The sequence below is a fragment of the Aeromonas simiae genome, assembly GCF_014892695.1.
Taxonomy (GTDB): Bacteria; Pseudomonadota; Gammaproteobacteria; order Enterobacterales; family Aeromonadaceae; genus Aeromonas; species Aeromonas simiae.
In genome coordinates this window covers 3,048,113-3,062,056 of record NZ_CP040449.1, presented here as the reverse complement: position 1 = coordinate 3,062,056, position 13,944 = coordinate 3,048,113, and the positions used below count along the sequence as shown (strand labels likewise).

Annotated in this window: 11 protein-coding genes; 9 read left to right on the top strand and 2 right to left on the bottom strand. The window is 59.2% G+C overall.

Annotation, left to right across the window (positions count from 1 at the left end):
• The first annotated feature begins 174 nt into the window (after positions 1–174).
• Together FE240_RS14555 and recJ are read left to right on the top strand one after the other, a co-directional pair.
• Complete coding sequence (locus tag FE240_RS14555; protein WP_193001924.1) at positions 175–864, top strand: DsbC family protein; 690 nt, start codon at positions 175–177, stop codon at positions 862–864.
• Between the two features lie 7 nt (positions 865–871).
• Complete coding sequence (gene recJ, locus FE240_RS14550) at positions 872–2,596, top strand: single-stranded-DNA-specific exonuclease RecJ (RefSeq protein ID WP_193001922.1); 1,725 nt, start codon at positions 872–874, stop codon at positions 2,594–2,596.
• Positions 2,597–2,658: 62 nt separating this feature from the next.
• Here the strand turns inward: recJ and FE240_RS14545 are convergent, their stop codons facing one another.
• On the bottom strand, positions 2,659–4,530 hold the full coding sequence (locus FE240_RS14545) for a methyl-accepting chemotaxis protein (protein ID WP_193001920.1): 1,872 nt from the start codon (positions 4,528–4,530) through the stop codon (positions 2,659–2,661).
• Positions 4,531–4,779: 249 nt separating this feature from the next.
• On the opposite strand from FE240_RS14545, the gene prfB reads away from it, so the two are divergent.
• The 3 genes from prfB to oxyR all read left to right on the top strand — a co-directional run bounded on the left by prfB (position 4,780) and on the right by oxyR (position 8,467).
• A protein-coding gene (gene prfB, locus FE240_RS14540; protein WP_193001918.1) for a peptide chain release factor 2 occupies positions 4,780–5,878 on the top strand; the annotation gives its coding sequence in 2 pieces (ribosomal slippage) (positions 4,780–4,854 and positions 4,856–5,878; 1,098 coding nt in all).
• 22 nt (positions 5,879–5,900) lie between these two features.
• The gene (lysS, locus tag FE240_RS14535; protein ID WP_193001916.1) at positions 5,901–7,436 is read left to right on the top strand and encodes a lysine--tRNA ligase; all 1,536 of its coding nucleotides are present in this window, start codon (positions 5,901–5,903) and stop codon (positions 7,434–7,436) included.
• A gap of 134 nt (positions 7,437–7,570) precedes the next feature.
• On the top strand, positions 7,571–8,467 hold the full coding sequence (gene oxyR / locus FE240_RS14530; RefSeq protein WP_042048698.1) for a DNA-binding transcriptional regulator OxyR: 897 nt from the start codon (positions 7,571–7,573) through the stop codon (positions 8,465–8,467).
• Between the two features lie 13 nt (positions 8,468–8,480).
• Here the strand turns inward: oxyR and FE240_RS14525 are convergent, their stop codons facing one another.
• Positions 8,481–10,967 (bottom strand): penicillin-binding protein 1A, encoded by a 2,487-nt coding sequence (locus FE240_RS14525; RefSeq protein WP_193001914.1) that lies wholly within the window; start codon positions 10,965–10,967, stop codon positions 8,481–8,483.
• Positions 10,968–11,196: 229 nt separating this feature from the next.
• On the opposite strand from FE240_RS14525, the gene pilM reads away from it, so the two are divergent.
• The 4 genes from pilM to FE240_RS14505 are packed head-to-tail and all read left to right on the top strand — an operon-like array spanning position 11,197 to position 13,935.
• The gene (pilM, locus tag FE240_RS14520; RefSeq protein WP_319016741.1) at positions 11,197–12,255 is read left to right on the top strand and encodes a type IV pilus assembly protein PilM; all 1,059 of its coding nucleotides are present in this window, start codon (positions 11,197–11,199) and stop codon (positions 12,253–12,255) included.
• Positions 12,243–12,815 carry a PilN domain-containing protein gene (locus FE240_RS14515; RefSeq protein WP_193001910.1) on the top strand — a complete coding sequence of 191 codons (573 nt, stop codon included), beginning with the start codon at positions 12,243–12,245 and terminating at the stop codon, positions 12,813–12,815. Before pilM ends, FE240_RS14515 begins: the two co-directional genes overlap by 13 nt.
• Positions 12,812–13,423: a type IV pilus inner membrane component PilO gene (gene pilO / locus FE240_RS14510; protein ID WP_193001908.1), complete on the top strand. Its 612-nt coding sequence runs from the start codon at positions 12,812–12,814 to the stop codon at positions 13,421–13,423. The genes FE240_RS14515 and pilO overlap by 4 nt, the downstream gene beginning before the upstream one ends.
• On the top strand, positions 13,420–13,935 hold the full coding sequence (locus FE240_RS14505; RefSeq protein WP_193001906.1) for a pilus assembly protein PilP: 516 nt from the start codon (positions 13,420–13,422) through the stop codon (positions 13,933–13,935). Before pilO ends, FE240_RS14505 begins: the two co-directional genes overlap by 4 nt.
• The last annotated feature ends 9 nt before the right edge of the window (positions 13,936–13,944 follow it).

Below are 13,944 nucleotides of genomic sequence, written 5' to 3'. Positions count from 1 at the left end.
ACAGTCTCACATGAAAGGGTGAGCTTGCCTAGGGGGGAGCCCTTCTCTTCGCTCGACAGTCTTTGTCATACGGGTGTGGCACTTTATGCGATGAAACAGGATTCAGTCAGCAACGGTATTGATAATGGCGGTCTCGTTCATAGCTTGCCGGTTTGGTGTGGGAGTGCGGAATAGATGGTGGCGCGATTTTTTCTCTTTGTTGTTTCTTTGACCATGGCCCTGGTGGCGCAGGCCAGCTCATCCCATCCGAACGAACAACAAATGCTGCAACGTATTAGTGAGCGTCTGGGGATTGAGATCGTGGCCATTGAGCCTTCATCCGTGCCTGGTCTTTACCGGCTTGATACGTCGGGAGGCGTTTTCTACAGCGACGAGCGAGGTGATTACGCCTTGCTGGGCACCCTGTTCGATTTGCGCAGCGGCATCGTGAATTTGACCTTGCAACAGCAACAGACGTTTCGCTTGAAGCAGCTTTCCCAAACGCCAACGCACAGCCTTTATGTGCGAGCGCCTTCGGCGCGTCATGAGTTGCAGCTGTTTACCGACCTCTCCTGCCAGGAGTGCATCACGTTCCGGCGAGATCTCAAGGCGTTGCAAAGTGCCGGGGTCAGTATCAATTTGTTGCCCGTTCCGAGGCCGCAACTCAGTGCCGATCGACTGCGTCATCACTGGTGTCACGAGATGCCGGAGCGTCTTGATTTGGATTTGCCAGAAGAGGGCTGTGATGCGATCCTCGAGCAACAGACCATTCTTGCCAGCCAGCTCGGTGTACACCGCTCTCCCACCTGGATCCTGCCCAATGGGGACATGGTGAGCGGCTATCAATCACCGAAGCAACTGCTCACATTGTTGGAACATATCTAAACGCCCCATGACACTGCTTATCCGTCGCCGACCCAGGGTAGATGACTCGCATCTGCCCGCAACCTTGCCCCCCCTGCTTCGCCAGATCCTCGCCAGCCGTGGCGTGGATGACCCTGTTTTGCTGGAACGCTCCGCCGCCTCTTTGCTGCCCCCACACGAGCTGATGGGGATGGCGCCGGCGGTGGCGCTGCTTGAGGAGGCGCTGCGCGCCGAGCGGCGCATCCTCATCGTCGGTGACTTTGATTGTGATGGGGCGACCAGCTCGGCCCTGTGTGTGCTGGCATTGCGCGCCATGGGTGCCCTGCATGTGGACTTCCTGGTGCCGAACCGCTTCGAATACGGCTATGGTCTCACCCCCGAGATTGTCGAGCTGGCCGAGGCGCGTGGTGCCGAGCTGCTTGTCACCGTGGATAACGGCATCTCGAGCCTGGCCGGTGTGGCGGCGGCCAAGGCAGCCGGCATGCAGGTGCTGGTGACGGATCACCACCTGCCGGGTCATGAGCTGCCGGCGGCCGACGCTATCGTCAACCCGAACCAGCATGGTTGTGGTTTTGGCTCGAAATCCCTGGCCGGGGTCGGCGTCGCGTTTTACCTGATGGCGGCGCTCAATACCCGTCTCAAGCAGAGCGGCTGGTTCGAGGCGCGCGGACTGCGCGCTCCCAACGTGGCTGACTATCTGGATTTGGTGGCGCTTGGTACCGTGGCCGATGTGGTGGCGCTGGATGGCAACAACCGCATCTTGGTGCATCAGGGGTTGCAGCGCATTCGCGCCGGTCGCTGCCGTCCCGGTATTCAGGCCCTCATCGATGTATCGCGCCGTGAAGCGCGTCGCCTCACTGCGGCCGATCTTGGTTTCGCCCTCGGCCCGCGCCTCAATGCGGTGGGCCGGCTTGATGACATGTCGCTCGGGGTGGCCTGCCTCTTGTGCGATGACATCAACCTAGCACGGCAACTGGCCGCCGAGATGGATGGCCTCAATCAGGAACGCAAGGAGATTGAGCAGGGGATGCAGCAGGAGGCGCTCGCCACCTTGGAGCAGTTACGTTTTCGGGAAGGAGAGGTGCCCTCGGGCATCGTCCTGCACCGCAACGACTGGCATCAGGGGGTGGTGGGGCTGGTGGCCTCCAAGGTCAAGGAGAAGTACTATCGCCCGGTGATCGCCTTTGCCGAGAGCGGTGAGCATGAACTCAAGGGCTCTGGGCGCTCCATTCCTGGGGTGCACCTGCGTGATGCCCTCGAGCTGCTCGATACCCGTCACCCCGGCATCATCAGCAAGTTCGGTGGTCATGCCATGGCGGCGGGGCTGACCCTGCCCAAGGATCGTATCGAGGCATTTCGCAGCGCCTTCGAGGCGGTCATCGCCGAGCTGGTGACCCCTGAGCTGCTTACCGGCGAACTGCTCACCGATGGATCGCTGCTGGACGAGGAGTTGAGCCTGGAGATGGCCGAGTTGATCCGCGCCGCCGGCCCCTGGGGGCAGGCCTTCCCCGAGCCCCTGTTTGACGGTGAATTCGTACTGGTGCAGCAGCGCCTGGTGGGGGAGAAGCACCTCAAGCTGATGCTCACTACCGAGGCGGGGCTTGCTCTTGATGCTATCGCCTTCGGGGTGGATCTGCGGCGCTGGCCCGATGCCTCGGTGAAAAGGGTGCGTCTGGTCTATCGCCTCGACATCAATGAGTGGCGTGGCAGTCGTAACCTGCAATTGCTGGTAGAGCACCTCGAAGCGCTATGAGTGCCTACGCAGGATAAAAAAAGCCCGGCATGATGCCGGGCTTTTTGCTGCCAGAGGGCAGGTTAAAGGATAAAGGTGGCCACCTGCTGGTTGAGGTCGCCGGCCCGCTGTTTGAGGGCGTGGGTCTGATCCAGATCGCGCATCGCCGAGGCGGTGATGTCGTCGGTCACGTCCTTGATGGCGGTGGTGTTCTGGGTGATTTCGCCGGTCACCTGGGTCTGCTCCTCGGCGGCGGTGGCGATCTGGCCCGCCATGTCGGAGATGAGGCTGACCGCTTGGGTGATCTCCTCCAGCGCCTTGGCGGCGGCATCGGCATCCTGCACGCTGTTGTCAGCCAGCTCTTGGCTGGTTTGCATCAGGCTGACGGCGCGGTTGGTGGTCTGTTGCAGGGTCTCGATGGTGGCGTGGATCTCCAGCGTGGAGTCCTGGGTACGCTTGGAGAGCACCCTGACCTCGTCGGCCACCACGGCAAAGCCGCGGCCCTGCTCGCCGGCGCGGGCTGCCTCAATGGCGGCGTTGAGGGCCAGCAGGTTGGTCTGCTCGGCGATCCCCTGAATGGTGGAGAGGATGCCCGAGATGGCCTGGGCGTGGCGACTCAGCTCGCCGATCACCTCGGTGGCCTGGCCGACTTCGTTGGCCAGGTTGTTGATAGACTGGCGGGTCTGGTGTACCAGATGCCGGCCTTGCTCACTGCTCTGGGCCGATTGCTGGGCCGCTGCGGCCGTGTTTTCGGCATTGCCTGCGATCTCTTGGGTAGCGCTCGCCATCTCGGTGACCGCGGTGGCGACCATGGTCACCTCCTGTTGCTGACGTTGCAGCTCGCTGACGGACTCCTGAGTGGTGATCAGACTGCGCTCGGCATCGTTGCCCAGCTCATTGGCCAGGTTGCGGATGTGGGAGATGAGTTGGTGTTGGCTGCCAACGAAGCGGTTGAAGTTCTGTGCCAGTTGGCCGACCTCGTCGCGGGCATCGATCTGAATGCGCTGAGTCAGATCGCCGTTACCGTCGGCGATGCGGGCCAGGGCTTGAGAGACCTTGGTCAGCGGGCCGAGTAGGACTCCGACCAGCCAGGAGATGGCGAGGATGCTGCCGACCAGCACCACCAGCGCCAGGCCGAGCTGGCTCATCAGCAGGGTAGAGAGGGGCGCTTCCAGGGTTGCCTTGTCCAGCAACAGCACCAGCTCCCAGTCGGTATCGGGCACATCGACCGCCCACATCAACTTGTCTCTCCCTTCACCATCGAAGTAGACCTGTTGCAGGGTTTGGTTCTGCTTGGTGCGCTCGATGAAGGCTCGGTTCAGATCGTTGTCGATCTCACTGACCGGCTTCATCGCCTTGCTGGCGTCCTTGTAGGCGATGACGGTGCCGTCTTTGTGCATCAGGATGGCGAAACCATCGGCTGGCAGGGTCATCTTGTTGACATCCTCCACCAGAGAGGAGATGGAGAGGTCGCCCCCCACTACGCCCCCCTGTGCCGGCTGCGCCAAGGTGACGACCAGTACGTTGTAGGCCACGTCGAGGTAGGGCTTGGTCAGGATCTGGGATCCCTTGGTCATGGCCTCCTGATACCAGCCACGGGTGCGCGGATCGTATCCGCTGCGATCGATGGAGGGGTCGGAGTCGTTCATCTTGCCGCTCGCCTCACCGAAGTAGGTGAGCTGGAAACGGCCGGAGAGTTGAGCTTGTTGCAGGGCGTTGAGTGGCTCGGAAGACGCCTTGCTGGCCAGCGCCTTGATCACGTCCTGACGATCGGCCAGCCAGTCGCTGATGCGTTCGGCTTGTTGGGCTCCGAGGCGCTGTGCCTGCTCCTGACCGTCCTGTAGCAACATGGCCTTCTGGCCCGAGTAGCTGCGCCAGGAGAGCAGGGTAATGACCAGCGAGAGGGCCAGAACCACGGATAACAGTATCTTCTGCTTGAGTGAGAGATTGTTCATAGCGGGCGTCTTCTAGTTTTCCATCCAAAATGGGGGCCGTGGGCGGATTAGCGCTCCACGGCAATATAACGGCTACAAATGGAAAAGCTGAACTAAAAAGTGAGTCGATTCATCACGTGAGGGGGGCCGCTAGGTTTTACGGATAAAATGGTTTTTAGGCTGGCTGGACGCGCCTCAGCCCTGTTTATTCCTTCCGCATTTCGCTAGAATATCCAGCTTTCTACGCACCTCGAACCCGAGAAATTTACGATGTTTGAAGTCAATCCTGTATTGAACAAGCTTAAGGAGCTGTCTGAGCGGACAGCGCTCCTTAGGGGGTACCTTTGACTATGATGCCAAGAAAGAGCGTCTAGAAGAGGTCAATGCCGAGCTGGAACAGCCGGATGTCTGGAATGAGCCCGAGCGTGCACAGGCGCTGGGTAAAGAGCGCGTCAGTCTAGAGACCGTGGTTGAGACCATCGATGCCCTGACCCAAGGGGCGGACGATGTCTCCATGTTGGTCGAGCTGGCCGTCGAGGGTGAGGACGAAGAGACCTTCAACGAGGCGGTGGCTGAGGCTGACCAGCTTGAGGCCAAGCTGGCCGAGCTGGAGTTTCGTCGCATGTTCTCCGGCCCTAACGATGCCTCCGACAGCTATCTGGACATTCAGTCCGGCTCCGGTGGTACCGAAGCCCAAGACTGGGCCAACATGGTGCTGCGCATGTACCTGCGCTGGGGTGAGGATCACGGCTTTAAGCCTGAGCTTATCGAGTGCTCCGAGGGGGAAGTGGCCGGTATCAAGTCTGCCACCATCAAGTTCAGCGGTGAGTATGCCTATGGCTGGCTGCGTACCGAGACCGGTGTACACCGTCTGGTGCGTAAGTCGCCGTTCGACTCCGGCGGCCGCCGTCACACCTCGTTCTGCTCTGTGTTCGTCTACCCCGAAATCGACGACGATATCGATATCGAGATCAACCCGGCCGATCTGCGTATCGACGTTTACCGCGCCTCTGGCGCCGGTGGTCAGCACGTTAACCGGACCGAATCTGCGGTGCGTATTACCCACATCCCGACCAACATCGTGGTACAGTGCCAGAACGACCGTTCCCAGCATAAGAACAAGGATCAGTGCATGAAGCAGCTGAAGGCCAAGCTCTATGAGTTTGAGCTTCAAAAGCAGAATGCCGAAAAGCAAGCCCTGGAAGACTCCAAGTCTGACATCGGCTGGGGCAGCCAGATCCGCTCCTACGTGCTCGATGATGCGCGTATCAAGGATCTGCGCACCGGTATTGAAACCCGCAACACTCAATCGGTGCTCGACGGGGATCTGGACAAGTTTATCGAAGCCAGCCTGAAATCAGGCCTGTAAAACGAAGTAAGCAGGAATCACCATGTCTGAACAAACCATGACTCCGGAAGTAGAACTCGGCCAAGAACTCAATAACGAGATGGCAGAGCGTCGCTCCAAGCTGGCCGCCCTGCGTGCGCAGGGTAATCCCTTCCCCAACGACTTCCGTCGTGACAGCCTCTCCGGCGACCTGCACGCCGAGTTTGGCGATAAATCGGAGGAGGAGCTGGCTGCCCTGGGTAAACGGGTGAGCATCGCTGGTCGTATCATGACTCGCCGTATCATGGGCAAGGCGGCGTTTGCCACCCTGCAGGACATGGCTGGCAAGATCCAGATCTACGTGACCCGTGACGACCTGCCGGAAGGCTTCTACAACGAGCAGTTCAAGAAGTGGGATCTGGGTGACATCGTCGGTGTTGAAGGGACCGTGTTCAAGACCAAGACCGGTGAACTCTCGGTGCATGTCTCCACCATCCGCCTGCTGACCAAGGCCCTGCGTCCGCTGCCCGAGAAGCACAAGGGGCTGACTGACCAAGAAGCCCGCTGCCGTCAGCGTTACCTGGATCTGATCGCCAACGAAGAGTCCCGCAAGACCTTCGTGACCCGCACCAAGGTGGTGGCTGGTATCCGTAAGTTCCTGAACGACAAGCGCTTCATGGAAGTGGAAACCCCCATGATGCAGGTCATCCCGGGTGGCGCCTCTGCTCGTCCCTTCATCACCCACCACAATGCGCTGGACATCGACATGTACCTGCGTATCGCCCCTGAGCTCTATCTGAAGCGTCTGGTGGTCGGTGGTTTCGAGCGTGTCTATGAGATCAACCGTAACTTCCGTAACGAAGGCATCTCCGTTCGCCATAACCCCGAGTTCACCATGCTCGAGTTCTACATGGCCTACGCCGACTACATCGATCTCATGGATCTCACCGAAGAGATGCTGCGCACTCTGGCGCAGGACATTCTGGGCGATACCAAGATCCGTTACGCCAAAGAGGGCGAAGAGGGTCTGACCATCGATTTCGGTCAGCCGTTCCAGCGCCTCTCTATGGTGGACTCCATCCTCAAGTACAACCCGGATGTGACCCGTGACGATCTGGCGACCCTGGAGAAGGCCACCGCTGTTGCCAAGCGCCTGAAGATCGAGCTGATGAAGAGCTGGGAGCTGGGCCACGTGATCACCGCGATCTTCGAAGAGACCGTGGAGCACATGCTGCTGCAACCGACCTTCATCACCGAGTACCCGGCCGCCGTCTCTCCGCTGGCTCGTCGCAACGACCAGAATCCGGACGTGACCGACCGCTTCGAGTTCTTCATCGGTGGCCGCGAGCTGGCCAACGGCTTCTCTGAGCTCAACGATGCCGAAGATCAGGCCGAGCGCTTCCAGGCCCAGGTTGACCAGAAGGCTGCTGGTGACGACGAAGCCATGTTCTATGACGCCGACTTCGTGACCGCGCTGGAGCACGGTCTGCCGCCGACCGCCGGTCAGGGTATCGGTATCGACCGTCTGGTGATGCTGTTCACCAACAGCCACACCATCCGCGACGTGATCCTGTTCCCGGCCCTGCGTCCGCAGAAGTAATCTCTGCTCTTCCCGTCCAGGAAGGTCAGCCAAAGCCCCGGTTCGCCGGGGCTTTTTTGTTTTCATTCAGTGGCTTGAGCCGGTCGTATCGATCCGGCATCCTGTCATCCCCGCAGCAAAGAGGAGCCGAGCCCATGAATCTGCGCGATCTCGAATATCTGGTGGCGCTGGAGGAGGAGAAACACTTTCGCAAGGCGGCCGAGCGTTGCTTTGTCAGCCAGCCGACCCTGAGCGGCCAGTTGCGCAAGCTGGAAGACGAACTGGGGGTGATCCTCATCGAGCGCACCTCACGTAAGGTGCTCTTTACACCGGCTGGAGAGGCCATGGCCCAGCAGGCGCGCCGGGTACTCAAGGAGGTGCGCGAGCTCAAGGTCATTGGCCAGAGTTTTGCCGAGCCCATGTCGGGGGAGATCCACATCGGTCTCATCCCGACCGTTGGCCCCTATCTGTTGCCCCATATCATCCAAGATCTGCGTGCTCACTTTCCTAAGCTCGAGTTTTATCTCTACGAGGAGCAGACACAGGTGCTACTCAAGAAGCTCGATGAGGGGGAGCTGGACTGCCTGATCCTGGCCGAGCTGGAGGGAATGGAGGGGTTCGGCTCGTTGCCGCTCTATCAAGAGCCCATGTGGCTGGCGGTGCCCTCTTGGCACCCAGAGGCGAATGTGGCCCAGGTGCCGTTTCATCATCTCAAGGGCAAGCGGCTGCTGATGCTGGCAGATGGCCACTGTTTGCGTGAGCAGGCGCTGGGCTTTTGCTTCGCGGCCGGGGTGGGGGAGGATCAGCGCTTCAAGGGTACCAGTCTCGAGACCCTGCGCAACATGGTGGCGGCCGGTAACGGCATGACCCTGATCCCGCAGTTGGCGGTGCCGGGGCCGGAGGAGGGGGGCGTCAGCTATCGCCCTGTGGTGGAGCCGGCACCGGGCCGAACCATCTCGCTGCTCTATCGCCGTCACTCGGTGCGGCGCCCCTGCTTCAACGAGCTGGCCGAGCGGATCCGGGCGCTGATGGAAAAAAAACTGGCGGGATAACCCGCCAGTTTTTTTAGAACAGATCGTCGGTGGAGATGCTCTCTCCGCCTCCGTCGCTCCCTCCGCTGAAGGGATCGCTGCCCCCCACCGGCGCCGCATAGCGGGTCGGCTCGGTGCCCTGCTTGAAGTACTCGCTGTGGCTGCTACCACCGCCACCATAGCTGAGCAGGCCGGTGTTATTGTCGACCTGAGCCGAGATGATGCTGCTCGGCTTCGGGGTCGCCCGCTCGGGCAATCCTTGCAATGCCACCTTCATGAAGTCGATCCAGATAGGCTGCGCCGTGTTGGCGCCGAACGCACCGGCCCCGAGAGAGCGCTGGTGGTTATCAAAGCCAATCCAAGCGGTGGCCACCAGATCCGGGGTAAAGCCCGAGAACCAGAGGTCACGAGCCTCGTTGGTGGTACCTGTCTTGCCCGCAATGTCATGGCGCTTGAGCTCGGCGGCGGCCCGCCAGCCGGTGCCACGCCAGCCATTGCCCCCCCAGATCGCGGTCTTGAGGGTATCGGCAATCAGGAAGGCACTCTCCGGGCTGATGGCCTGAGGCGCACAGGTAGCGCTCTGCGTCGACGCACATTGAGTGGCAGCAGGAGCTTCATCGCTTTGCATGGCATCCGAGGCGCTAGCTGCATAGGTGGCGGAGGATGGGCCGCACTCCAGGGCGCAGGCGACCATCGGTGTATTTTCGAACAAGACATTGCCTGTGTTATCCACGACCTTGCCGATGAAATAGGGCGTCACCAGACGGCCACCATTGGCAAAGGCGGCATAGCCTCTGACGACCTCGATGGGGGTGAATTCGGCAGCGCCCAGTGCCAGCGGCTCATAGGGAGCAATCTGATTGCGCGGAAAGCCGAAACGTTCCAGACCATTGACGAAGGTGCCAATCCCGATGGCGCGCAGCAGACGCACCGACATGACGTTTTTGGACTTGGCGAGCCCCAGCCGTAGCGGGAGGGGGCCTTCGTAGACGGCAGGTGAATTCTTCGGCTGCCATGCCTTGCCGGATGAGGGGTCCCACTGATTGATCGGCGCATCGTTGATGAGCGAGGCCAGGGTATAGCCCTGCTCCAGAGCGGTGGCATAGAGGAAGGGCTTGATGTTGGAGCCGATCTGGCGACGCGCCTGCTCTACCCGGTTGAATTTAGACAGCTCGAAGCTAAAGCCGCCGACCAACCCCTCGACGGCGCCATCGAATGGGTTGAGCGCCACCAGGGCCGCGTTGGCATCGGGAATCTGGCCTAGCATCAGGCGTTCCCCTTCCGGGCGAACCCAGACTTGGGTGCCGACTTTCAGCACGTCACGAGCGCCGCGCGGGGCGGGGCCCATGCGTGAGTCGGTGATGAAGGGGCGGGCCCACTTGATGGCATTCCAGTCCAGCTCCCCCTGCTTGCCATCTTTGAGAATGACTTGGGCGGAGCGGTCGGCCACTTCGGTCACCACGGCTGGAATGAGGGGGTTGTAGCTCGGCTGCTTGGCCAGGTATTCGACTATTTGCGGGTATTCCCACGCCTTCTCGCCGCGCTGCCAGAGCTGCTTCTCGGTACCGCGATAGCCGTGGCGCATGTCGTAGTCGATGAGCCCCTTAAGCAGCGCATCACGGGCGGCCTTCTGACGCTTTGAGTCAACCGTGGTGTAGACGTGCAGCCCCATGGTATAGGCATCTTCTCCGTAGAGATCCACCATCTTCTGGCGCACCATCTCCCCCAGATAAGGGGCGTAGAGGGTCAACTCAGCACCGTGGTAACGGGCCACCACCGGCTTTTTGGAAAACTCGTCAAACTGAGCCTGCGTGATCTTGCCGGTCTCCAGCATACGGCCGAGCACCACATTACGACGGTCGAAGGCACGCTGGGGGGAGCGGATCGGGTTGAGCATGGAGGGGGCCTTAGGCAGGCCGGCGATGATGGCGATCTCGTCGAGGGTCAGCTCGCTGACATTCTTGCCGAAGTAGACCTGAGCAGCGGCACCGACGCCGTAGGCGCGATAGCCGAGCGGGATCTTGTTGAGGTAGAGCTCGAGGATCTCATCCTTAGTCAGGTTCTGCTCGATGCGCCAAGCCAGGAAGATCTCCTTGACCTTGCGGACAATGGTTTTCTCATTGGAGAGGAAGAAGTTACGTGCCACCTGCTGAGTGATGGTACTTGCCCCCTGGCTGGCGTGTCCCGACGCGGCCACGGCCAGTGCCGCACGCAAAATGCCGATGGGGTCGATCCCGGGATGTTCATAGAACCGGGCATCTTCGGTGGCCAGCACGGCATCCACCATCTGATGGGGAATCTCGGCCATCTTCAGGGGGATACGGCGCACTTCACCGTACTGGGAGATCAGTTCACCATCGCGGCTGTAAACCCGCATCGGGGTTGCCAGCTTGACGTCTTTGAGGGAGCTGACGTCAGGCAACTGGGGTTTGATATAGAAGTAGATACCGAGCAGTCCGGCGGCGCCCAGCGCAGCACAGATCAACCCGACAAACATCAGGCGCACAAGCCATTTCAACATGGAGTTACTACCGATCGTCTTAAATTTGGCCAACGGGCGCAGAGTATAGCCGTTTTGCCTAGTTGAGTTCGAGCTTTTCCCTGTTATCCGGTTTGGCGCAATGAGCGTGAGAAGGGCGGCTGGATGGAGATTTTTGTACTGCCCTCCCAACGCTGTGCTAATTCTTAAGTCAGCAAATCGATTGAAGAATCAATAAACACATAACTCAATCATATGGATGTGGATCTTTATGCTGGGACTCTTCAGGGAAGGAGCCCTGCTGCCGCTGGTGGGGGTCGATTTCGGCTCCCATACCATCAAAGCGGTCAGCCTGACGGGGCGGGAAGGCAAGTTTTTTATCGATGCGTTAGCCAATGTGGCAACCCCAAAGGGGGTGTTTGTCGATTATCAGTTACAGGATATTGAGCGGGTGGTTCATGCGTTAAAGGCGCTCAAACGTTCGCTCCCCTCCAGTGACTATGCGTCGGTCTCTGTCACCGGCTCTCATGTCATCACCAAGGTGCTCTCTCTGGATGCTTCCCTTTCCGAGGCTGACCTGCACGAACAGGTCATGCTTGAGGCGGAGCAGCTGATCCCCTTCCCACTTGATGAAATCAGTCTCGACTATGAGTCGTTAGGGCCAAATCCAAGCGATCCGGAGCGGCAGGATGTCTTGCTCAGCGCGGCACGCACGGAAAGCATCTCGGGTCGGGTGAGCGCATTGGCGGAAGCCGGCTGGACAGCCAAAGTGATGGATGTCGGAGTTCATGCCTTGGGGCGAGGGGTTCTGGCCTGCTGCCCGGAGCTGGCCGATAGCACTCATGCTACGGGGATTGTCGATATAGGTTCGGGCTCTTTGACATTTGCCGTACTGGTACGTGGAGAGGTGATCCACTCTCGCTTGCAAAATTTTGGTGGCGATCAGCTGACCCAAGCTATTGCTAGCTTCTACGCCATGAGTCAGGAGGAGGCAGAGCTGGCCAAGTGCTCCCACTCCTTGCCACATACCTTTGCTGAAGAGGTGGTTCCCGGGTATGTGGTGAGCCTCATCCAACAGGTTAAACGCAATATCCAATTGTTTTGTAGCGCCTCCAACTTCAGAGAGATCTCCGGTCTTGTGCTAACCGGTGGAGGCAGCGTGCTCTCTGGGTTACCAATGCAATTAGCCGATGAACTGAACCTGGAGGTCATCCATCCTGATCCCCTTGCCCTGTTTCGACATCCCAAGCTTGCGGTTGATGAGCATGGTGCTCGTTACATGACAGCATTGGGATTGGCTCTGCGGAGCTTTACACCATGTCAAATATAAATCTGCTGCCCTGGCGGGAAGCGCGTAACCAGAGGCAGAAAAAACAGTTCGGAGTGCTGTTGGCGGGGTGTTTGCTGGCAACGGTGTTGTTGGGCTTGGCCGCTAATTGGCTGGTGATGGAGATTGTGGATAGTCAAAAGGCGCGAAACCAGCGGTTGCAGACCGAGATCGCGCTGCTGGATGTTCAATTGGGCGAAGTCGCTAAGTTAAAAGCGCGCCGCCAAGCCCTGCTTGCTCGCATGCAACTGATTGCGGATTTGCAAGAACGGCGCAACTTGCCGGTACGTTTTTTCAATGCCCTTCCAGATATCGTGCCTAACGGGGTTTATCTCAGTAGCTTGCAGCTGCAAGGCGCCATGGTCGATGTGACCGGCAAGACCGAAGCGTATGGCCGGGTAGCCAGCATGATGCGCAGCATCGATGGGTCGGGATGGCTGGGATTATCACGGATTAGCACCATTTTTTCCGCAGAGCAGACCCCGATAGCGCTCAGTCAGTTTTCGCTTATGTTTCAGGTGCTTAGTAAGCACAGCCCTGATAAAGGAGAGAAGAAGTCATGACATGGCAGGAGCTCAATGAACTTGATCTGGGGGCAATAGGAAGTTGGCCGCGCTTGGCGAAGATGCTCTTAGTCGGCGTGCTGTGTGCGTTGCTGGGAGGGGCTTTTTATTACTACGTCATCGCGTCATCCATAGAGATGCTGCGCACGGCGCAGCGGGAAGAGGAGACGCTCAGGGCTCAGTTTGAAGGAAAAGCGATGCTGGCGGCTAGCCTTCCGGCTTACCAAGTGCAAATGGCTGAACTAGAGAAGTTGGTGGAGGCGCAACTGAAGCAGCTTCCCAACACCAACGAAGTGGCGGGCATGTTGGATGACATCAGCTTCATTGCAACCGATAACGGGTTGCAGCTCAATCGTATTAATTGGGAGCCCGAGGTGGCCCATGAGTTCTCTACCGAATTACCCATGCGTATTGAGGTTGAGGGCAGTTATCACCAATTAGGTCAGTTTGCCGCGGGCCTGGCGGGTCTACCCCGCATTGTCATTCTCGATACCTTTCAATTGAAAGGGGGGGCGGCTGGGGAGCAAATTGCCATGAGCATGCGAGCCAAGACCTATCGCTACAACGGTGATGCCGGGACGAAAGCACCGGTAGGGAAAAAATCATGAGAGGTGCCAGCCTGTATATCGCCATGTCGCTAGGCCTTGCTGGCTGTAACCCGCATAGTGATATTGAGGATTACATTACCGAGGTTAGAGCCCGCCCTGCCCAACCGATTGCGCCATTGCCCGAAGTCAGCCCCTTCATCCCCCTTGCCTACCAAGCCACCCGGCAGAGAAGCCCCTTCATCCAACCCAAACCCGAGCAGGGAAGCGCTCTCGTCGTGCTCAAGCCGGAGTGTCGGCCCTTGCCCCCAAGGGAGAAAGAAAAGTTGGAGCTGTATGGCCTAGAACACCTCACCATGGCCGGCACCCTCGCCAAACAGGGGCAATTATGGGCATTGGTGGGCACGCCAGATGGCCAAGTTATCAAGGTTGGCCTGAATCGCTTCATGGGGCTTAACCATGGGAAAGTCGTACGCATTGGCAAGGATGCCATCGAATTGCTCGAAACCATCCCGGATGGAAAGGGGTGTTGGGTAACGCGTGATACCCGATTGGCAATGACTAACACCAAATAGAACCATAAG